We start from the raw sequence: 23,493 nt of genomic DNA on the forward strand, positions 1-23,493 counted from the left end.
GTTGGGTTCAGAGTTCCCATGTCCAGGCCCCTGGAGTTGAAATGAACCTACCACTCTCCGTGAATGACCATCCCGCTCCAGAAGTAAGGGCGGCTCCATTTCGGGTGATTCAACATTTCCAGTTGGGCGGCTCTCAAGGCTGCGGAAGGCGACATTCGCTTGGAACCGAACATACGCCGGTACATTCGGATCAATACTTCAGAAGATGACTGATCACCAATCTTCCAGAGGCTGACCATCACCCGCCTGGCACCGGCATACATAAACCCACAGGTCAAAAAATTGAGCCCTTCCGGGTTGATATTTTTCAGTCGGGTCAGTTTTTTTGAACTCGAATCTGAGGCTTTGGCGTCAGAAGGTTCGCTTTTTTCGTCTAGGAACGCTGATACACCTGTTTCACACGCCTGGAGCACCACCAGTTCAGCAGGCAGCTTCAAATTATAGGCATCAATCGCACTTAAAAAATATTCAGGGAGTTCCTGGCCAGTCTGGTCATAGCGGGTAAAAAACAACCCTGATAACCCTGGGGAAACGGTATCCAGATGACCATGGGTTCCAAAATGAACGATTTGATACTTTGCCAGCGCTGGGTTGATGGCGCGGGCTCGAACCGCTTCAAAATCCATCCAGGCGTTCATCCTGGCTTGTGGGATGAGTTTCTTGCTTTCGATCACGATTCGGCGGGTTCCAATCAGGCGCTCAGAGGTATTACCCATTAAAACCCCGGATGCTTGAGCCGCTCGCAGGGCACGATCCTGAAATGCAATAGATTTAAGTTCATCGGCTTTGGCAGTGGCGGTTTTTTCACCTGCACGAGTCGTTTTTGCCAACCGTGGATCATGAAGATCAAAAACCGGGTCGGCCACGATAGCCAGGGTTTTGGGCGACTTCGGGCGTCCAGCCAGCTCCTTCCGCAATACGGCCAGCGTGGAGGCTGACGGAAGATGCGTGATTTCGTGGAAGGTGATGAGTGGTTCCTGCTTTGAGCTATTTGGTGACGGCAACGCCGCAAATGGAATATATTGAAGAGCACCATCAGCCACAATCAACAGACGCTTCTTTCCAAGCAAGTCGGCAGCCGGTTTGAGAATCAATTCGCTCAACTCCGATGAAACCGCCGAATATCGAATATCAAGTTGTGCTGCTCGCTGGTGATAGGTCAACCTGGGTTCATTTTCCTTGATTTGATACTCACCCAGAATGTGGCACAGACGTTGGGTTGCTGCTCCGATTTTCTCGGAGCTAGCCAATGGAAAACTTTTCAGCCCGGTTGATGAAACAACCCAAAGATAGCTTTGTTGATCGCCGAGCGCATACTCAAGCAAAAGGGTATCCTTGTCCAAAACCTGGTTTTGGATCTCCTTCACGGTCAATGGTTGAGGTTGGGTCAGATTGGCATAATGCGGGCTGGTTTGGCGAATCTCATCCTGAATTTTTCGGTGCTCTTCGAGCAGTGCGTCCAGGTCACTGGTTACTGTTTCCATCTGCTCAGAAGAATATTTCCCACCCAGCAGCAACTTGATTTTCAACTGCTCCTTGGCCGTGATGCGTTGCAGCAGTTCCTGTTCGCGCTCCAGCAGTTTCGGATCAATTCCCTGGCGAATATCGGTTTTTGCTTCTTGCAATAGTTCCATCAAGCTCCGGGCACGTGACCGTTCGTTCACGTAAAGTGCTTCAGCATCAAACCCAGCTTTTGGGTTGGCGACATGTAACAGTTGCATTAAAACATCGAGGTAAAGTAAATAAGTTCCATGATCTCTCGAAGCCAATGTCTCACGAAATTCTGGCCTAACAACATTTGAACGGTTTGATTCAATCAATTCAATTGCAGCTTCAACTTTGGATCTTGCAGAGCTTAAGTCCCCTCTCTTACCTTCAGCCCATGCCCACCAGTGAAGTATACTAATTTCACTATTCCGGTCACCTGCTATTCGAGATTTTTCAAGTGCCAATTTAAACAACTCAATTGCTTTGTCATACTGTTTCAAAAAAGAATAGTTTCGCCCAAGACCTTTGAGAACAACAATTTCACCCTTTAGACGATTGATAGACTGATTCAACGATAAAGCAGCTTCCAAATATTCGCTAGCTTTTTGGTAATTATCAAGGAGTGAGTAAAATTCACCTATTATCTGGAGAGTGTATGCTTCCCCCCCTTTATCGCCGCTTAATCGTTGTAGTTGTAACGCTTGCTCCAGATAACCTAAACCCTCTTGATAATTTCCTAAATTGTAATAACTCACTCCTATCGAGCAAAGCGCTTCTGTTTGTCCCAACATATATCCGATAGCAGAAGCTGCTTTTAATGCCTTGCGATCATACTTTATAGCTGTATCGTTATCTCCTATTGAACCAAACACTCCCCCAATGTTATGCAAAATGTTTACTTCTTGAAGACGGTTAGCGATAGTTTGGTTGAGATGAAGGGCTTGCTGCAACAATTGATAGGCATTTTGATAGTTACCTAATTCTAACTGAACTGTACTTATACTTGTGAGCAGTTGCATAACTTCATTAGAATCTTGCAGCTCCTGACTGATACGCAAAGCCTGCTGGTAACATTCCAGCGCCTTTCGATTATCAGCTAAAAGACTGTATGTATGAGCAATACTACTTAAAACTCTTGCTGTTCCTTTTTGATCACCTAAATCTCTTCGAATCGAAAGAGACTGGTGGAAATAACCCAATGCAACTTGAAACTCTCCTCTAAACCGATAAATAGATCCAATACTATTCAAGATGACAGCTTCACCAAATCGATTTTTTACATCTTTGACTAATGAAAGTACTCTGAGGAAGCATTCTAGAGCTTTTTCCATCTCACCAAACTGATAATATATGTTTCCCATTTGAGAAAGGGCCGATGCTTCCTCAGTTTTATCTCCTATTATTTTCCATCGAAGATGAACTTCTTTATACACTTCGAGAGCTTGTTTTAGAGCTTCTTTGGTTTGTTGTTGGCCAAGTTTCCGGGCATCCTCTACCATACAGATTGTAGTAAAAAGATATTTGTCCTGTGATGTAGCTTCTCGGATTTCAACCAACCTTATTATATATTTTGATAAGATAGCATTTTTTCGAACTGGTTTAATTTCTATTCGATAGTCTCCGTTCAGATCTGCAACGAGATGTTCAATCAAATTTGTTTCGCCTGTACTCAAACCATTGGTTTCGTGTAACATTTTTCCTGATGGATCCAGTACCTTGACCAACACATTTCCCAATTTTTGATCAACCTCAAATCTCAAAAACTGATCTTTCAATAAATTGACCCTAAACACCTGTATTTCTGTACCCTTGATTTCCCTCTCGATGGGTTGATTGATTTCTAACTTTTGTGGTGTTTCTTGAATTGAATTCTTAACTAAAGCTGGCTGGCTTTGTTCCTGAGTTGCCAGTACCCCAACCGGCACCAAAAACAGTGAGCACAACAATCCAATAGCAACCAGATTTCGAAAGAGCGTTCCCATAGTTCCCCTCATTTTGAGACAAAGTTCACCAGTTGGCGGCTGGCCAACCTGAACTGAACCGGTGTATTTGATCTTTAGAAGAAAAATCCAGCGAGTGTAAGCCAATAACCTGAGTTGAGAGAGAGTTCCGAGATAATATTCTATCTAAAAGTTAAATGATTGATAGAATTTTAACAAGGATAAACCCAACGCACTGGAATCAAAAACCGGCTTCTGTTCCTGAGGGGAGACAAAAAGATCCGTCAATGGGTAACACCATCCTGACTTCACAACTGTAATGCAGAATTTCTGGGTTCAATCCCCAACCACCTGAACCTCGTCAAGTTCAGCGACTTGCCTGACCTTACGTCTGGCTTTCCAGGCCAGAAAACGCCGCCACGAAAGGGCAAGACCAGTCCAGACCAGAAACGCACCACCCAACGAAGCAACGCAGGCAATGATTTGCCCAGGCAATCCGGCGGCTTCTCCGGTATGGGCGGTGCGAACCCACAACCGGAGCTTTCGCCCAAGGCTATATTCAACATAGGGTTCCCACTTCACAACTTCGGCGGTTGCCTGATTGAGTGTCAATTGTGAACGGCCAATTGGATTCCACGACGTGCCGTCATCAATTGAGAATGACACCGGCGCCGTTGCAGTTGTGGCGAGTCGGATCGAAATCAATTCCCAATGCGGCACCTGTTGTTCGGCTCGCTGCCAGAGTTGGTCCAGATTGGCAAGAATAACCGGCTGCGATTGGCCTGATGATGACGGTCCACCCTGATTTGCAGCGGATCCTGGTCCGCCTGCCCCTCCAGCATTGGGGTTTCCCTGACGACGCTGCTCACCACTTCCGGCGTTTGGACTTCCCTGTCCACCTGGACCACCTGGACCGCCTGGACCAGGACCGCCAGCGCCAGGAGGTGGCCCCGGACGTGGGCTTCCAGTCATGGTGTAGATCAAGTTATTGGCCCACTGATAGGAAATCACCATTCCGGTTGCCGTCAGCACAATCAACACCAGCACACACCAGCTCCCAATCACATTGTGCCAGTTAAAATCACGCGCCTTCCCTTTCAGACCTGATCTGAATAGAGTAATGGCGGCCAGATGCTGGCGAGTCCATTTTTTCGGCCACCAGATATAAAGTCCACTGATGCCGAGGAAGAGAAAAGCGGCGTTACAGGCACCAGTTATCGCTCGACCTATCGAACGGTTTTCACCATGCGCCCCGAGCCACCGGTGCCAGTCCGTGATTTCGTGGAAAAAATTGCGAACTCCCTTGGACCCCGTGCCCAGCGAAGCGCCAGTGTATGGATTGACAAACAGCGTGCCCTCTCGGCCCAATGAAACTGAAACGGCGGCAGTGGGGTCAGCTTCAACGGTCAGTCCAGCCGGTTTCAGCGTTGGATTATCAGCCTGGACCTTTGCCAGCAACGCCTGTGGACTGAGCCGGGGCGTACCAGGTGCCGGAAGCTGAACCGTTCGCTGATCGCGTTCGGCAAACCGGGTAATTTGGGCTTCAAATGCCAGCAGCACACCCGTCACCGACATCACAAACACCACCACACCGGCAATCACGCCGGCCAGTAAATGACTCCAAAAGATGATTTTTCGAAAGGACTTCATACGTTCTACCTACCATCGGAACAAAATTGCAGCTTTCATTGAAAAAGAAAGCAGGTCAATGCACTCCCATGAAAGCACATTGACCCTGAATAGAGGATGAATGCCATTTTAGTCAGTAGTCAGTAGTCAGTAGTCAGTAGTTCACTAAGTTTATTTGATTGAACTATTTGACCGTTCTCTAATACGAGGACTTCATCGCAAATTGGTATAATGCCATTTTAGAAAGAACCTCTGGTATAAGAAAACAATCAAGTCATTCGATCAACTGAAGTTAGTGGACTACTGACTACGATCTACTGACTTATCAACTACTGACTACTGACGAAAAAACACCTAAAACCGATACCCCATCCGGAAGCTGACCGTGCGCGGCGGTGCAATTTCAAGCCCTGACCCAACCGTTCCATTCACAAAAATCACCCGGTCGGTCAGGTTTTCAAAATTCAGCGCAAAATCAACGTGCTCGTTCAAGCGGTAGAAAAGTGCGGCATCAAGTCGCGTAAAGGCTGGCAATACAAGCGGATCTGGCGCCGTTGGTGTTCGGGCGCCATTGCTGCCCAACCGTTCGTCTTGCCAGATAAGGCCCAGACCAGCTCCAAACCCATGGAATTTGCCTTCGGAACGATCATAGCGACTCCAGACGCTGTATGACCATTTCGGCGATTTTTCCGCCCGCGAACCAGGAATGGCATTGGTTGCCGCCGCACTGGCTGGACCTTCGCCGGTGTAAATTGCATCAAGGTAGCTCACCGCCGCCGTCACGCGCAAATCCCGGATTGGTTGAAATTCGGTGGATAATTCAACGCCGCGAGCCCGGCGGCTGCCAGCCTGCACAAAGAAGCGATTTCCGTTTGGATTGAGATCGTTTGGACCGGATTGGACCAGGGCGTTGGTGACTTCATTATGGAAAAAGCTCAACGTCGCGGACGCCCGACGGCTTGGCAGATCATATTTAGCCCCAAACTCATAATTCCGGCCAATTGACGGATCAAACGTGTTGCGATTTCCCCTTACGTCTTCGGAATTCGGGTCTGCCGGGTTGTAGCTGGTGGCATAACTGAAGAAAAACGCCAGTTGCCGGTCCAGGTTGTACACCACTGACAGATTTGGCGTCAGGTCGCCTTTGCGAACCGGCTGACCACTCGGGTGGTTTTGGCCATACCCCAACCCAAATGAAAAGATCACTTTTCCATTCGCGAGGGCCGCGCGATTCTGGACATAGGTGTTCCAAAAGGTGGTATCAATAAAATCAGCCCATTTGAGATCAGGGTAGTTATCAACCAGCGGCGTGGTTTCCTGCCCGGTGTAGATGTTGATGAATGACTGGGGTCCTGGCAATGGCCCGGCATTGGTCGTGGTCCGGGTTCGTGACAGCCGGGCGTATCCGCCAACCTGAACCGTATTTTTCCACCAGCTCGTCGGTTGAAACTCATAGGCGGTGTTGAAGTCAAAGTTATGGTAGAGCCGGTCGGTTTCGCTCTTTGTCTGCTGGCGTTGCACCAGGTTTTGCTTCTTGAGAATTTCAATTTGGGTCGGGGTACTGGCAACAGGTGCAAATTGATCAATACTGGTATCCAGCCCGATAAACCGATACCCGAGATTGATGCGCAACGCCGGGATCGGCACTGCCCGGAAATCAAACCCGGCCTGACGGCCTTCGTCAACGCCGCCCCCAAACGATAAATTGACATCGAGCGGGGACAAATCCTGCCGGTTGACCGGACCGCTGATTTTGTCGTTGGTTGAGAGTGACGTGCTCGGAGAAATCACAATTCCCCCGCCCGCTGGCCGGTTAAACCGCGTCCACTGGAACATTGGCGTCAACGTGTAGCGGCCTTCCTGATCCAGTTTGAACGTCAATGACCCTTGAGCATACCGGTTTCGGTCCAGGACGTTGTTGGTGAAATAGTTCATGTTTTCAATCGTGAACAAGGCGCGATAAAACACCCGGTCGCTTTTTCCAATTGGTCCGGTGGTATCGAAATCAAGCCCTCCGAAGCCCCGCTCGGTCAGTCCGACACCGTTTCCGGCAAAGCCGCCAGCCCGCAAATCAATCCGGGTGGTCTGAACTGGTTGGGGTTTCTTGGTAATGAGGTTGATCATTCCGCCCGGCGCCCCCGACGAACCATAGAGCAGCCCGGCTGGACCGCGTAACAACACGGCTTGCTCGACTCCAAACAAGGTTGCTCCGTAGCGGCCCCCGGCGTTGACTCCGGCAAAACCGTCCACTCGCGTGTCATCGGGCAACATACGGTAGCCCCGAGCATAGAAGTGATACCCGCCGGTGCGATAACTATTGACCGCAACGCCTGGCACATAGGCAAACGCATCGTTCACAAAGCGGAAGTTCTGTTCGCGGATACGTGTCGAATCAATGATGGTTACCGCGCGTGGCGTTTCGTGAATCGAAGTTTCCAACTTGAAGGTGGATTCCACCGCGATGCTGTTATCAGTCACCAGAACCACTTCGCTCAAGTTTTCAGGGGTGAGGGTCAGGGTCAATGGTGCAAAGTCAGGGGCCATTGCAATCGTTTGTTGACGCGATTGAAACCCTTTTTTCTCAATGGCCAGAGTGTACTCACCGACGGGCAGGTTATTGAGCTTGAACTGGCCCTGACCATCGGAAACTGTTTCCTGGGCGGTCTGGGATGCTGAACGAAGGGCAATTCGGGCCCCCTGAATCACGGCTCCGGCCTGGTCAGTCACCGTTCCTTGAAGTGAACCAGTCAGTGATTGGGCCTGCATTGATGGTGAAAGCCACATCAAAACCATCACAAGCACCGTGGCCGACAGCGCAGCCGTGTATCGAACCGGCATCAAACGTGCCCGAGAGGGTGGAACCCCGTGAGGTAAAGTTGCAAAAAGATCAATCGAATGAAAAAGTTTACGCATAGCATCCATCCAGTCAGGTGCCATCCGGCCAATCCGGAGGGCAAAGACACACGACGATCTTCCGCCTTGGTGAAAGACGTCCTGTGAAGGTTTAAAACAGTGAGCTGAATGGGGAGAGTCGTTCCCGGCTGCCGCCAACCTGAGGAGGATAAAATGGATGGAGGTATGCTAGAATCAGGACGCACTCACCAAACAGAAACACCGCACAGCAATGGTGATTGGTTTGTGCAATAGGGCCTCTGGCGTTGCCGCGCCAGGGGCTTTTTGCTTTTGTAGAATTGCTTTTTTTGAAATTGACTTTCAAAATCGTGGCAACTATGCCGGATGTCACAACGCTTTGTCAACCCACTTGTTGACTTTCTTTCATCGAAACCAGCCTCAACATACTGCTATTTCATTGAATTCAAACAATTTAATGAACTCTCTTCCGCTTTTGAACAATCCAGGGCAGAATGCGAAAATCTCGGTTTGAATGATGAGAAAACTGCCTTTCCCCGAAACCCTGACCCTGCCCCCTAACTGGTGTTATACCATTTTGCAATGGAATCATCGTACTAGAGAATATTCAAGTAATTCAATCAAATAGACTTAGTGAACTACTGACTACTGACTACTGACTACAAACTGGTATTATGACCAAACCACTGCCACACCCTGCCGCCATTGTCCGCCCACCGGCTGAGATCCTTTATGCTCAGGAACTCAATGCACTCGCCGTCAATGACAAATCCCCGAAACCTCCTGGATGGAAGCTTTCGCCACGCATGGTCCGTGAATTCATCCTTGGGTCCGACGGCAAAGCCTATCGCCACACCTGGGACGGTCAGCCCACTGAAACCGTCATCCAGGAAAAGTTTTATGGGGATGATGCCTTAATTGATCGGGCAATCATTACGCTGGCCGGAAATCGCGGGCTGCTGCTGGTGGGTGAACCCGGAACCGCGAAATCCATGCTGTCTGAACTCCTCGCGGCTGCCATTTCTGGAACATCAACCAACACCATCCAGGGCACGGCGGGAACCACCGAAGATCACATCAAATACACCTGGAACTTTGCCCAACTTCTGGCCGAAGGCCCAAGCCTCCGGGCCCTGGTTCCGTCCCCGCTCTACACCGGGTTGAAAGAAGGCCGACTTGTCCGCTTTGAAGAAATCACCCGCTGCCCGCCTGAAATCCAGGATTCAATGGTGAGCATTCTTTCCGACAAGGTGCTGCATATTCCTGAACTCGACGAAGAACACGCAGTACTTTTTGCCCGCAAAGGGTTTAACGTCATTGCCACCGCAAATTTACGCGACCGGGGCGTCAATGAAATGTCGAGCGCCCTCAAACGGCGATTCAACTTTGAAACCGTCCATCCGATTGCCAGCAAAGACCTGGAGTTGAAATTGGTTCTGGAGCAAACCCAGCTTTTGCTCGCCGAAGCCGAAGCCGACGTTCAGATTGAAACCGATGTCATTGACCTGCTGGTGACGACGTTTCACGATCTACGCCAGGGCCGCACCGCCGAAGGCACCGCCGTGGAACGTCCCTCAACCGTGATGTCCACCGCGGAAGCCGTCTCGGTTGGATTGTCTGCCGGACTTGATGCCTGCTATTTCGGAGACGGCCAGCTTGCCCCTGAACACATCGCCCGCAACCTGATTGGAACGGTTCTCAAAGACACCACGGAAGATGCCAAAAAACTCAAACATTACTTTGATGTGGTCGTCAAAGCCCGTGCCAAAAACAGTCCGCTGTGGGATCGGTATTTCCGAGCACACCGGTTTGGAATAAAGAATTGAGAATGATGAAAAAAGCCGCTCAAGTCCTCGAAGAGGGCGACAGAGTTAGAGCCTCGGGTGCAGCGAGTCTTCGAGCGTAACCCGTGGAACATCAAGAAATCAGGAAATGAGTAACCGACCGCCATGCAAGATCAAATTCGCCTCATTGCCAATTCACTCTGGACTGATCGGCTGGTGTTTTTTCCAATCCGGCATCATAGCCCGGCATGTGCATGGCATCTCCAAAAATTGATTTACCAGGAAAAACCAGCCGCGATTTTGATTGAAGGCCCGGAAGACATCACACCACTGATTTCGACCTTGCTTGATCCACGAACCAAACCGCCCGTTGCGATTTACACCACGTTTGTGGACCGGCGGCACTCGCCTGACGTTTCAGTTCCAGGCTTACCGGATGCGGGGCCGCCCCGGTTTGCTGGATTCTACCCATTTTGCGACTACACGCCGGAACTGGTGGCCTTGAAAGCTGGTCAACACGTCGGGGCCAAGCTCAGATTTATTGATTTGACCTTTCCTGAACAGATTCTGGCTGGAGCGAAACCGACTTCCCGTGCCCTGCTGGATGAAAGCGTTTTTCGACGAAGCATCTATCTGACCAGTCTGGCAAAACGCGCCGGGTGTCGTGACCACAACGAACTCTGGGACCACCTCTTTGAAGCGAACTTCCTTCAGCTTCCAGCCGATGTTTTTGTCAGAAATGTGGTCGGCTATTGCCTGATGGCACGCCAGGATTCATCCGCCGAGATGCTCCAGGCTGACGGCACGCTCACCCGTGAACAGGCCATGGCCGCCGCCATTGAGGAAGAACTGGTCCTCACGACCGGAAAAATTCTGGTCGTTACGGGTGGGTTTCACACGGTGGTGCTCCCCAAACTGATCCAGCAGCCGGTCAAACGTCCCAAAAAGCCAAAACTGGCAGACGGTGACGCCCAAACAGTGGTGATGCGGTACAGCTTTGAACAACTCGACGCCCTCAACGGCTATGCCGCCGGAATGCCTTCGCCCAACTATTACCAGCAGTTTTGGAAACACCTCAACCCGGAACCCGGAACCCGGAACCCGGAACCCGGTATTGCAGTGGCTGCCCGGTTCCTGGTCGAAATTGGACGCCTGACCCACGAACACAATCGCCTGACGCCGATCTCGTCGGTTGATGAAATCTCGGCACTGGCCCAGTCCCGGCAACTGGCCGGGTTTCGAGGACACACCAGCGGTCCAACCCGCGAAGACCTCCTCGACGGCATCCGGAGTTGCTTTGTGAAAGGCGCGATGGACACGGAAGGAAAACTCCTGCTTGAGACCGTGCAGAAACTTTTGACTGGGGATCAGATCGGTGACTTGCCGCCAACGGTTGGTGTTCCCCCGATTGTCGAAGACTTTCGCCGTGAAGCCGCCAGCTTACGGCTCAAGATTGGGGATTCCACGTCGAAATCAATCAGCCTGGATGTCTACCGGAAAAAAACGCATCGCCGGATAAGCCGGTTTTTCCATCGTTTGAAATTTCTTCAGGTGTTTTTTGCTCGATTGACAGCGGGACCGGATTTCGCCCGCGGGACAGGTTTGGAACGACTTCAGGAACAGTGGGACTACCAGTGGACACCGCTGGCTGAAACGAAACTGGTCGAACAATCGCTCTTTGGCACCACGGTTGAAGAAGCCGCGCTCAACCTGCTGGTACAAACCATCAGTAATCTTGAAGCCGAAGGAAACTCACGAAGTGCCATCCAGGCCGTCCGCTTGCTGGTTGTGGCCTGTCAAATGGGCCTGCACCAGTCGGTTTCGCGTCTGCTGGCGCTGATTTCCGAAAATATTCACCAGGATCCGGATTTTTCTTCGCTGGTTGAAGCGTTGGAACACTTGCTATTGCTCTGGCAATCGCGTGAACCACTCGAAGCACACCACCTGACGGTGTTGCCTGAGTTAAGTCAGGCCGCCTTTTACAAAGCCTGTTTTCTGATATCTGAACTGGCCGGTTGTCCTGCGGAAATGGCGCCAAACGTGGTGGACAGCCTGGCGTCACTGCGCGAACTGGTCAATTCCACGCCAGACCAGATTTTGGATGAAACCCTGTTTTATTCAGCGCTGGAACCGATTCCCTTGAAGCCAGAGGGGAACCCGCTCGTGTCTGGCGGCGTGGTTGGAATTCTCTTCAGCGCCGGAAAAATGAACGAGTCAGCCGTGTTGAGTTTCGTCAGAGGATTTCTGGAAAGGGCTTCAGCCTCAACCAGCGATCAGATTGGCTTTCTGCAAGGACTGCTGAAAACCTGCCGTGAAGCCGCCTGGAATCTTTCAGGGTTGCTCACACTGCTGGATGAATATCTGGCAGCCTGGAGCGAAGAAGATTTTTTAAGAATCCTGCCCGAACTCCGGCTGTCGTTTGCCGATTTGACGCCGCGCGAAACTGACCGGGTGGCCGAAATGGTGGCTCACCTGCACGGCCAACCCCAACTCAACCTGCCCGATACCCGAACTCTCTCTGAAGCAGCCCTCCGGTTTGGCTTACAACTCAATCAATTGATTCTGGAAAGCCTGCACAATGATGGATTGGGAGAATGATGGAGCTGAAGAATTGAGAATGAAAAATAAGAAAACCCACATCTTCAGCCCTCATTTCGTGTTCCATGTCTGTGTCCTTTTGTCCTTTTCGTCTTTTCTTGTCTTTACCAGGTATCCCCAAAGGTATAGATTTTCCGAATAAGAAACCACGGAATACACAGAAATACACAGAAAATAAAACCAAATTCTTCAATGGTTTCTGAGGTTCCAATAGGATAGCTGCCAGGAAAATATTTATCTGAAAGGCTATGGAAATGACACGTCCTCACAACGTCAGCCAGAGTTGGGTGGTGAACTGGGTTTTCGTGATGGCACTGGTACTGGGTCCTTTTTTGATCTTTGTGGCCAGGGGGCAAAATGTTGACCAGTTGGAACCTGGAAAACTGGTCGTGCGCGAATTGAAAGGCGGCGAAAAACACACCTATCCAATCTCGCTGAAAGCCAATGATTACCTGAAACTGGTGGTGAACCAGAAAGGGATTGATGTCGTGGTACGGCTCATTGGGCCGGATGGGAAGGTGGTTCAGGAAGTGAATAACCCCAATGGCACTCAGGGTGAAGAGCCATTTTTCTACATCACTGACCACATCGGCACCTATATACTTGAGATTGAATCGCTGAAAAAAACGGCCCAGGCCGGCATCTATGAACTGAAATCAGAGTCCATCAAACCTGCCACTGAACAGGACCGTGCGGAAGTCGAGATCAAAAAACTGAATGACGAATTGACTCAACTGTGGCAAGCCGGAAAATATGATCAAGGAGTGCTCCTCGCACAACAGGCAGTGGAAAAGAGCGAACAACTCTTAGGCACAGACCATTCCCTGCTGGCTGACAGCCTCAACTATCTCGGTTTGTTCTATAAAGCCAAAGGTGAGTATCTGAAAGCCGAACCAGTCTATTTGCGCGCCATAGCAATTGGTGAAAAAACAATCGGCTTCGGCCACCCTCACATCGCGGCCATGCGCAATAACCTGGCAAACCTCTATGGTGCCAGGGGTGAGTATCTCAAAGCCAAAGAGGAACTTCAGCGCGCTTTAGATATTTTTGAGAAAACACTGGGGCCTGAACATCAAAACACGATCTTTTGTCTCAACAATCTGGCTGAGCTGTATTTCAACCTGGGCGATACCACCAGCGCGGAACGTCTGTTCCGGCACACATTGGCCATTCGGGAAAAAGTGTTCGGTCCAGATCATCCAACAACGGCAGATACACTCCAAAATTTGGCGTTTCTGCATCGCATCAAAAGCGAATATATCAAAGCAGAGGGGCTGTATCAGCGAGTTTTAACGACTCGTGAAAAAGCACTTGGCCCTGAACATCCTGAAACATCCAATGCCCTGAATGGTTTGGCTGAGGTGTATCGGGACCAGGGCAATCTGGCCAAAGCCGAATCACTGCACCAACGCGCTTTGGCCATTCGTGAAAAAGTATTTGGTCCTGATCACATAGCTGTTGCCCGCAGCCTGAATAATCTTGGCTTGCTCTTTCGTGACAAAGGGGATTTTGGAAAGGCGGAACAACTGCTGCTGCGATCTCAGGCAATCCGCGAGAAGAAATTGGGGATGGATCATCCTTCGATAGCCGTGGGATTCAACAATTTGGCGTTGATAGCCGAGCACAAAGGTGAGTATGCGCAGGCTGAATCGCTGTACCAGCGTGCCCTGGAAATCCAGGAAAAAGCGGTTGGTCAGCAACACCCAGATACGGCGCTGGCTCTCACTCACATTGCCAATCTCAACCGAATGAAGGGTGAATATGCAAAGGCTCAACACCAGCAGCAACAGGCACTGGCTATCTTTGAACGGGTCTATCAAACCGATCACCCAGATATTGCCTCTGGTCTCAATAACCTGTCTGGAATCTATCAAATCCAGGGCCAGATCGCTCAAGCCATTCAATGTCAAATCCAAAGCAACGACATCACCGAACGCGATCTGGTCCGAAATCTCATCTCTGGCTCTGAACAACAAAAATCGCAATATCTGAAAAAAACTGATCATTACACCAACCAAACCCTCTCGCTGCACCTCCAGGCGGCACCTCAGTCACCCGATGCAATGCGAGCCGCCCTGACGGTTGTCGTGCGGCGCAAAGGTCGCGCCCTTGATGCGCTGACAACGGCGATTGAAACCCTGCGCCGGCAACAAACGCCTGAAATTCAAAAACTCCTGGACGACTATGCCCGTCTGGCGGGTCAAATCTCAATTCTGACCTTGCGTGGACCTGAAACGAGAAAACTTGAAGAGCATCTGGCTTATCTGAAATTACTCAATGAAGAGCGGGAAAAACTGGAAAATGAGATCAGCCACAAAAGCCTGGAATTTCAAGCACAAACCACTCCCATTACCCTGGAAAACATTCAAAAACAGATTCCACTCAACGCTGTTTTGGCCGAGTTTGCAGTCTATACCCCCTATGATCCAAAAACTGACAAGCCTGGAACACCTCGGTTTGTGGTTTATGTATTGAATCATCAAGGGAAGATCCATTTTGCGGATTTAGGCGAAGCCGCCCCAATTGAAGAAGCCATATCAGCCTTTCGCAAAGTTTTGAGTAACCCAAAAACTGATCTGGTGAAAGATATCATCCCAGCGGCCAAACCTCTGAACCAGCTCGTCTTAAAGCCAGTACTCGCCTTAATCGGAAAAGCAAAACACTTGCTGATTTCACCAGATGGCGCATTGCAGGTCATTCCATTTGCCGCGCTGATGGATGACAAGGGGAAATTTTTAACCAGGCAGTATACATTGACCTATTTAACCAGTGGACGTGACCTGTTACGACTGGCGGTGAAAATTGAGAGTCAGCAACCGCCGCTGATCGTCGCTGATCCAGATTATATGGATGGCACGGGTCCTCAAATGATGGGCCAAACCATCGGTCGGCTGATTCGGCTCATTGGAACTCGTGCTGAAGGCGAACAACTCAAAGCGATCTTACCGCATGCAAACCTCAAGACACGGTCTGACGCCACAGAGCAAGTGGTTAAACAGGTTTCGCGGCCTGGCCTGGTCCATATTGCCACCCACGGCTATTTTCTGGAAAATACCACCCAATCAGCCAGAGATCCGCTCTCAGATCACCCATCCAGGAATATTGTTAACCTGTCTCACTATTTCGAAAAAGAACGGCAAGCCAACCCCCTGCTCTGCTCCCTGCTGTTTTTTGCGGGTGCAAACCAGGGCGGTACGGAAGAAAACGACGGTGTGATGACGGCCCTTGAAGCCGCCCAGCTTAACCTCTGGGGTACCAAACTCGTCACGCTTTCCGCCTGTGACACAGGGCTTGGCGAAGTCAAAAACGGCGATGGTGTCTATGGGTTACGACGCGCCCTGGTCCTGGCTGGCAGTGAATCTCAACTGATGAGCCTCTGGCCGGTTTCCGATCAGGCAACACGGGAACTGATGATTGATTACTACACCCGGCTCAAAACCGGTGAAGGCCGCTCCGAAGCCCTGCGCAATGTTCAACTCAAACTTCTCAAAACCCCACGCCGTCAGCACCCCTTCTACTGGGCCTCGTTCATTCAATCCGGCGAATGGGCCAGTTTGGAAGGGAAACGGTGAGCCAAACCAGGGTTCAGGGTTCAGGGTTCAGGGGTCAGGGTTCAGGGTTCAGGGTTCAGGGTTCAGGGTTCAGGGTTTTCGAAACCAGGAACTAACCACTAACCACTAACCACTAAAGGGTTCAGGGTTCAGGGTTTTCGAGTGTTTGCCCCTTTTTGTCCGTTCAGTCCTTTTCGTCCTTTCTTGCTTTTCCCAACCGCCACTGGAGATCACAATGACGCATCCCCATCGTTTGAGCCACAGCCTGGCTTTCAATTGTTTTTTGGCCCTGATACTGCTGAATCCCTTTTTCATCGGTGTGACGGTGGCGCAGACGGCTCAACCTTCAAAAACCCCGAAACCTGGAAAACCGGTTGTGCGCGAGTTGAAAGGCGGCGACAAACACCGGTACCCGCTGCAGCTCAAAGCCAACGATTATCTAAAACTGGTCGTGGAGCAACGCGGGATTGATGTGGCGGTTCGACTGGTTGGACCAGATGGAAAACTATTGCAGGAGGTGGACGGTCCAAACGGCACACAAGGCGCAGAACCGCTTTCCTGTGTCACCGACATAGCCGGTAGCTACACGTTGGAGATTGAGGCGTTGAAAAAAACAGCTTCACCGGGCAGGTATGAATTGACATTGCAGGCGGTGAGACCTGCCACCAGCCAGGAACGTGCCGGGAGAGAGATCGAAAAACTGATTTCCGAAGCAGACACACTTCGGCGAGCCGGAAAACTTGATCAGAGCTTGCCACTTGCCCAACAAGCCGTGGAAAAGAGCGAGACCGCTTTGGATTCAGAGCATTCGCTTCTGGTCGGGAGCCTCTTTGTCCTGGCCCGGATCTACAGTGGTCAGGCGAAGTTCAAGCAGGCCGAACCGCTGTACCTGCGGGCACTGGCCATTTTGGAAAAAACGTTGGGGGCCGACCAGTTGCAGGTGGCAACCATCCTCAACCATCTGGGCAGTCTCTACCAAAAAACCGGCAACTATCCGCGAGCCGAACCACTGTTCCAGCGGGAACTTGCCATCTGGGAGAAATCGCTTGGTCCCGATCACCCCAATGTCGCCATCAGCCTCAATAACCTCGGCAGCCTTTACCAGAGAACCGGCGACTATGCACGAGCCGAACCACTGCTCCAGCGGGCACTGGCCATCCGAAAGAAATCGCTTGGTCCTGAGCACCTGAGTGTCGCCGAAACCCTCAACAATCTGGCTGTGCTTTACTCGAATAAAGGCGACTACTCACAAGCCGAAACCCTGTATCAACAATCGCTGGCCATCCAGGAGAAAGTCCTGGGCCCTGACCATCCCAATGTCGCCAACAGCCTCAACAATCTGGCGCTCCTTTACTGGGACAAAGGCGATTACCGGCAGGCTGAGTCCCTGTACCAGCGGACACTGGCCATCCAGGAGAAAACATTGGGCTCTAACGATCCCAATGTCGCTTTCAGCTTCAACAATCTGGCCACACTCTACCAGAACAAAGGCGATTACCGGCAGGCTGAGTCCCTGTACCAGCGGGCGTTAGCTATTTGGGAGAAAGCTCTGGGCCCTGACCATCCGAAGGTCGGCCTCTGCCTCAATAATCTGGGTTTGCTTTACAACACCAAAGGCGACTACCAGCGAGCCGAGCCGCTTTTCCAACGGGCGCTGGCCATCCAGGAGAAAGCGCTTGGTCCCAATCACCCAGAGGTTGCCACGAGCCTCAACAACCTGGCGGCGCTCTACTGGGATAAAGGCGACCGCCAGCGAGCCGAACCGCTTTTCCAACAGGCGCTGGACATTCAGGAAAAAGTTCTTGGCCCTGACCATCGGGAAACAGCCCGAAGCCTCAACAATCTGGGCGTGCTCTATTCAAACAAAGACGACTACCAGCGAGCTGAACCATTGCTTCAGCGGGCGCTGGTCATCCAGGAGAAAGTGCTCGGTGCCGATCATCCAGAGGTCGCTCAGTCCTTCAACAACCTGGCCGGGGTCTATCGCGGAAAAGGTGACACCCAGAAAGCCGAATTCTTTTTCAAGCAGGCACTGGCGATCTTGGAGAAAGCATTTGGCCCGGATCATCCACAACCGGCCAGTGTCCTCAACAGTTTGGCGGTCCTCTCTCAAATCGGGGGCGATTATGCCAGGGCCGAACCCCTCTTTCAGCGGGCGCTGGCCATTCGGGAAAAAACCCTGGGTCTGGATCATCCGGATGTTGCCCAAACCCTCAACAATTTATCCAAACTCTATCGAGACAAAGGCGATATGGCACAGGGGATTCAATTTCAGATTCGGGGCAATGACGCCGTCGAGCGTGATTTGATCCGCAACCTTCTCTCAGGATCTGAAAACCAGAAAATTCTCTATCTCAAAAAAACGAGCGCATTCACCGATCAAACCCTTTCCCTGCATCTGCAGTCCGCGCCTCAATCTGTTGAGGCCAGGCAGGCGGCGTTCACCGTGTTGCTGCGACGCAAAGGCCGGGGACTGGATGCCATGGCTTCGGCAATTGAAACATTGCGGCAGCAACAAACACCTGAAGTTCAGAAATTGCTTGATGATCTGGCGAATCTGGTTGATCAAATTTCAGTTTTGACGTTGAAAGGACCAGGAAAGCAGAAACCGGATGAACATCTGGCCTACTTGAAAGAACTCGAAGCCCAAAAAGAAAAACTCGAAGCCCAAATCAGTGCCAAAAGTGCTGAGTATCAAGTTCAGGGTACCCCAATCACCCTCGAAAACATTCAGCCGCAAATTCCTGCCGATGGGATGCTGGTTGAGTTTGCTTTTTACCTCCCTTTTAACCCCACGACCAGAAAACTGGGCGCTTCACGATGTGCGGTCTATACCCTGGACCACCTTGGCGACATCAAGTGGGCCGATTTAGGCGAAGCCACACCAATTGAACAGGCGGTGTCAGCCTTTTGCCGGGTGGTCAGCAAACCGAAGGCTGACCTGGCCCAAGACATCACGCCAGCCGCCCAGGCGCTGGATAAACTCATCATGAAGCCGGTGCGGGCGCTGGTGGGAAAGAGCCGTCATCTGCTGATTTCGCCAGACGGCATGTTGAATTTGATTCCCTTTGCGGCGCTGATGGATGAAAAAAGAAAATTCCTGGTGGAAACCTACACCTTGACCTATCTTACCAGCGGACGCGACTTGCTCCGACTCCAAAACGGCATCAAAAACGAACACCCGCCGTTGATCATGGGGAATCCGGATTATGCCGACGGAAATGGACCACAGATTTTTGGACATCAGTTTCCCCGGCTGGACCGGTTGATTGGGACGGCAGCCGAAGCCCAGCAACTCAAATCCATTTTTCCCGACGCCTCGGTTTTTCTGGGTGACCAGGCGACCAAAGCTGTCCTGACTCAGGTTCACCGACCTGAGTTTGTCCATATCGGAACCCACGGATTCTTTTTTGCCGGGGACCAACCTGACCGAGTGGCAGATGCGCCGTCACGACACCTGCTCAGATCGGATGATGCCTCAGCCGACCTGGAGAAAATCCAGGCGGAAAACCCGCTGCTGCGCTCCTATCTCTTCTTTGCCGGGGCCAACCACACGGGAAGTAAAAACCAGGACGGCATCCTGACCGCCCTTGAAACCACCACCCTCGACCTGTGGGGCACCAAACTGGTCACACTCTCGGCCTGCGACACGGGTCTTGGCGACGTCAAAAACGGCGACGGGGTCTATGGGTTACGACGTGCCCTGGTCCTGGCCGGCAGTGAATCCCAAATGATAAGTCTCTGGTCAGTCTCAGACCAGGCCACACGCGAGTTGATGGTAGACTACTATACCCGGCTCAAAGCTGGTGAAGGCCGCTCCGAAGCCCTGCGCAACGTGCAACTCAAAATGCTCAAAACCCCACGCCGCCAGCATCCTTTCTACTGGGCCTCATTCATTCAATCCGGCGAATGGGCCACTCTGGCGGGGAAACGGTGAGCCAAATCAGGGTTCAGGGTTCAGGGTTCAGGGTTCAGGGTTCAGGGTTCAGGGTTCAGGGTTCAGGGTTCAGGGTTCTCCTTTTCGTCCGTTCTTGCTTTTCCCAACCACCACCGGAGATCACAATGATACATTCTCGCATATTGCACAAAAGACTGGGTTTAATCTGTTTTTTGGTGCTGATGCTGGCAGCGGGTCCTTTTTTGACCTTTGTGACCGAGGCGCAAAGCAGGAACCAGTTGGAACCCGGAAAATCAGTTGTGCGCCAGCTCAAAGGCGGCGAAAAACACACCTATCTGCTCCAACTTAAAGCCAATGATTATCTGAATCTGGTCGTCAACCAAAAAGGAATTGATGTCGTGGTGCGGTTGCTTGGACCGGAGGAAAAAGTAGTTCAAGAAGTTGACAGCCCCAATGGTACCCAGGGCCAAGAACCACTTTCCTACCTCACTGAAACCGCGGGGAGATTTGTACTGGAAATTGAATCGCTGGAAAAAACCGCCCAGGCTGGGGAGTACCAACTGAACCTGGAAACCCTGAGAACGGCCACTGAGCAAGATCGGGCGGTGGTGGAGATCGAGAACCTGAACTCGGAAGTTCAAAAACTTCAGCAAGCTGGAAAATACGATCAAGGATTGCCGCTCGCCCAACACGCAGTGGAACAGAGTGAAAAAAAACTGGGACCGGAGCACCCGCTTGTGGAAGAAAGCCTCAACACCCTGGCTCTGTTCTACCATGCCAAAGGTCAATACCAGCAGGCCGAGCCTGTGTATCGGCGTGCGCTGGCCATTTGTGAAAAAGCACTCGGTCCTGACCACCCGCAAATGGCGACGATCCTCAACAACCTGGCTCGACTCTACCAGGAAAAAGGCGATTACCAGCAGGCCGAACCCCTCTATCGGCGATCTCTGGCCATTTATGAAAAGGCATTTGGCCCTGACCACTTTGAGACAGCCACCATCCTCAACAATCTGGCACTGCTTTCCCAGGAAAAAGGCGATTACCAGCAGGCTGAACCCCTCTATCGGCGATCTCTGGCCATCTATGAGAAAACACTTGGTCCCAACCATCTCAATGTCGCCTACAACCTCAATAATCTGGCTGCATTTTATCAAACCAAAGGCGATTTCCGGCAGGCTGAGCCATTCTATCAGCGGGCAGTGGCCATTTTTGAAACCATGCTGGGAGCCGACCACCCGGTAACGGCCCAAAGCCTTAACAATCTGGCGACACTTTATGCTGGAAAGGGTGACTATGCCCAGGCGGAACGCCTCTATGCGCGGGCGCTGGCGATTCGTGAAAAAGTACTGGGCGAGAATCATCCACAGGTTGCCGATAGCCTCAACACCCTGGCGTTCCTTTACGACACCAAGGGTGACTACGCCCAGGCGGAACGCCTCTATACGCGGGCTCTGGCGATTCGTGAAAAAGTATGGGGTGCCACCCACCCATCGGTCGCCAATAGCCTCAATAACCTGGCGGCACTCTACGTCAACAAAGGCGATGACGAAAAGGCTGAACCGTTGTTCCAGCGTTCCCTGGCCATCCGTGAGAAAGTGCCGGGTCCTGACCATTCGGATACGGCCTTTAGCCTCAATAACCTGGCCCAGCTCCACCACCGTCGAGGTGACTACCAGAAGGCCGAACCATTGTATCAGCGTTCCCTGGCCATCTGGAAAAAAGCATTTGGTCCCGACCACCCGCTTGTTGCCAACAGTCTCAACAACCTGGCCTCGCTCGCCAAAGCCAAAGGCGATTTCCAGACGGCTGAAGCCCTGTACCGCCGGTCGTTGGCAATTCGTGAGAAAGCACTTGGCCCTGACCACCCGGATGTGGCCGAAAGCCTCAACAACCTGGCGGCGGTGAACTTGGATAAAGGAGACTATGCCCAGGCCGAACCATTATTTCAGCGAGCACTGGCCATCCGTGAGAAAGGGCTTGGCCCTGATCACCCGGACGTGGCCCTCAACCTCAGCAATCAGGCGGTCCTTGCTCGTGCCAAAGGAGATATGGCACAGGCCATTCAGTTTCAAATTCGGTGCAACAACACCAGTGAGCAAGACCTGAGGCGCAACCTTGCGGCGGGCTCCGAAACTCAGAAAGCGTTCTATCTCAAACAAACCACGCATTACACTGACCAAACTATTTCACTCCATCTGCAAAGTGCACCGCACTCATTGGCGGCGAGGAAGGCGGCCCTGACCGTGGTACTGCGTCGGAAAGGTCGTTCCCTGGATGCCATGACGACCACGATTGAAACACTCAGACACCACCAAACACCTGAGATTCAAAAACTGCTGGATGACTTTGCGAGCCTGGTCGGCCAAATTTCGGTGTTGACATTGAGAGGACCAGGAACCCAAAAAGCGGAAGATCATCTGGCCTACCTGAAAGAGTTAGAAACCCAGAAAGAAAAACTGGAAGCTGAAATCAGCCTCAAAAGCGCCGAATTCAAAGCCCAGGTTACATCTATCACTCTGGAAACCATTCAAAAACAAATTCCGGCGGATGGTGTGTTGGTCGAATTCACGTACTATCAGGGTTCTGATTCCAAAACAAAAATTGTTGGATCCCCCCGGCTGGCCGTCTATACCTTGAATCAGGCGGGTGACGTCCAGTGGGCCGATTTAGGCGAAGCAGCCCCAATTGAACAGGCAGTGTCAGCCTTGCGCAAGGTATTGAGCAATCCCAAAGTCAACTTGATGACTGACATCAAACCTGCGGCTCAGGCACTCGACAGGCTGGTGATGAAGCCAGTCCGGAAGCTGGTCGGAAATACCAGACATTTGCTGATTTCACCGGATGGAATGTTGAATGTGATTCCGTTTGCAGCTCTCCTGGATGAGCGAGGAAAGTTTTTGGTGGAGAATTACACCATCACGTATTTAACCAGCGGGCGGGATTTACTTCGATTGGAAGTAAAAATTGAGGCGAAAGACCACCCGCTCGTGGTGGCGGATCCAGAATATGGAGACGGAGTCGGACCACAGATGAGGGGATATCTGATTGGTCGGTTAACACGGCTTCCTGGCACCCGAATTGAGGGACAACAACTGAAAGACATCTTTCCCGATGCCGACTTGAAAATGACAGCCGACGCGACGGAAAGCAAATTGAAACAGACCAGCAGGCCGGAACTCCTCCACATTGCCACTCACGGGTATTTTCTGGAAAGCGCCACAGAAGAGTCGGCGGCCAATCACACCCCAGCCGTTGCCCAGATGGAAAATCAAAAATTTGATGTTGAAAAATTAAGGGCCAGCAATCCCCTTCTGCGCTCGTGGTTGTTTTTTACTGGGGCCAATCAGCGGGGCGACGAGAACAACGACGGCGTGATGACGGCACTTGAAGCCGCCCAGCTCAACCTCTGGGGCACGAAACTGGTCACACTTTCTGCCTGTGACACGGGACTTGGCGACGTCAAAAACGGCGATGGCGTCTATGGCCTGCGCCGGGCGCTGGTCCTGGCCGGAAGTGAAGCTCAACTGATGAGCCTCTGGCCGGTTTCCGATCAGGGAACGCGCGAGTTGATGGTAGACTACTATACCCGGCTCAAAGCCGGTGAAGGCCGCTCCGAAGCCTTGCGCAACGTGCAATTAAAGATGCTCAAAACCCCACGCCGCCAGCACCCTTTCTACTGGGCCTCGTTCATTCAATCCGGCGAATGGGCCAACCTGAAGGGGAAAAGGTGATTT

General features: G+C 51.5%; 8 protein-coding genes. 5 read left to right on the forward strand and 3 right to left on the reverse strand.

Annotated features, from left to right (window positions below; all coding sequences use genetic code 11):
- Positions 1-47 precede the first annotated feature (47 nt).
- From HY774_08725 to HY774_08735, 3 genes are all read right to left on the reverse strand, one after another.
- A complete protein-coding gene (locus tag HY774_08725) occupies positions 48-3,470 on the reverse strand; it encodes a CHAT domain-containing protein (protein MBI4748562.1) in 3,423 nt (1,140 codons plus the stop codon).
- A gap of 294 nt (positions 3,471-3,764) precedes the next feature.
- Entirely contained in the window at positions 3,765-5,078 is a 1,314-nt protein-coding gene (locus HY774_08730; protein MBI4748563.1) for a PepSY domain-containing protein, read from the reverse strand.
- Positions 5,079-5,411: 333 nt separating this feature from the next.
- Complete coding sequence (locus HY774_08735) at positions 5,412-7,970, reverse strand: TonB-dependent receptor (GenBank protein ID MBI4748564.1); 2,559 nt, start codon at positions 7,968-7,970, stop codon at positions 5,412-5,414.
- Between the two features lie 632 nt (positions 7,971-8,602).
- Here HY774_08735 and HY774_08740 point away from each other — a divergent pair.
- The 5 genes from HY774_08740 to HY774_08760 all read left to right on the forward strand — a co-directional run bounded on the left by HY774_08740 (position 8,603) and on the right by HY774_08760 (position 23,490).
- Positions 8,603-9,754, forward strand: coding sequence for an AAA family ATPase (locus HY774_08740; GenBank protein ID MBI4748565.1), 1,152 nt, complete (start codon positions 8,603-8,605; stop codon positions 9,752-9,754).
- Positions 9,755-9,877: 123 nt separating this feature from the next.
- On the forward strand, positions 9,878-12,310 hold the full coding sequence (locus HY774_08745) for a hypothetical protein (protein ID MBI4748566.1): 2,433 nt from the start codon (positions 9,878-9,880) through the stop codon (positions 12,308-12,310).
- Positions 12,311-12,564: 254 nt separating this feature from the next.
- On the forward strand, positions 12,565-15,882 hold the full coding sequence (locus HY774_08750; GenBank protein ID MBI4748567.1) for a tetratricopeptide repeat protein: 3,318 nt from the start codon (positions 12,565-12,567) through the stop codon (positions 15,880-15,882).
- Positions 15,883-16,096: 214 nt separating this feature from the next.
- Positions 16,097-19,798, forward strand: coding sequence for a CHAT domain-containing protein (locus HY774_08755; protein ID MBI4748568.1), 3,702 nt, complete (start codon positions 16,097-16,099; stop codon positions 19,796-19,798).
- Positions 19,799-19,923: 125 nt separating this feature from the next.
- Positions 19,924-23,490 (forward strand): CHAT domain-containing protein, encoded by a 3,567-nt coding sequence (locus HY774_08760; GenBank protein ID MBI4748569.1) that lies wholly within the window; start codon positions 19,924-19,926, stop codon positions 23,488-23,490.
- Positions 23,491-23,493 lie beyond the last annotated feature (3 nt).

This window comes from Acidobacteriota bacterium (assembly GCA_016208495.1).
In the GTDB taxonomy this organism is placed as follows: Bacteria; Acidobacteriota; Blastocatellia; order Chloracidobacteriales; family Chloracidobacteriaceae; genus JACQXX01.

Coding starts and splice junctions, on each gene's coding strand:
- HY774_08760 (MBI4748569.1), top strand. CDS start 19,924: ATGATACATTCTCGCATATTGCACAAAAGACTGGGTTTAATCTGTTTT.
- HY774_08755 (MBI4748568.1), top strand. CDS start 16,097: ATGACGCATCCCCATCGTTTGAGCCACAGCCTGGCTTTCAATTGTTTT.
- HY774_08740 (MBI4748565.1), top strand. CDS start 8,603: ATGACCAAACCACTGCCACACCCTGCCGCCATTGTCCGCCCACCGGCT.
- HY774_08735 (MBI4748564.1), bottom strand. CDS start 7,970: ATGCGTAAACTTTTTCATTCGATTGATCTTTTTGCAACTTTACCTCAC.
- HY774_08730 (MBI4748563.1), bottom strand. CDS start 5,078: ATGAAGTCCTTTCGAAAAATCATCTTTTGGAGTCATTTACTGGCCGGC.
- HY774_08750 (MBI4748567.1), top strand. CDS start 12,565: ATGACACGTCCTCACAACGTCAGCCAGAGTTGGGTGGTGAACTGGGTT.
- HY774_08725 (MBI4748562.1), bottom strand. CDS start 3,470: ATGGGAACGCTCTTTCGAAATCTGGTTGCTATTGGATTGTTGTGCTCA.
- HY774_08745 (MBI4748566.1), top strand. CDS start 9,878: ATGCAAGATCAAATTCGCCTCATTGCCAATTCACTCTGGACTGATCGG.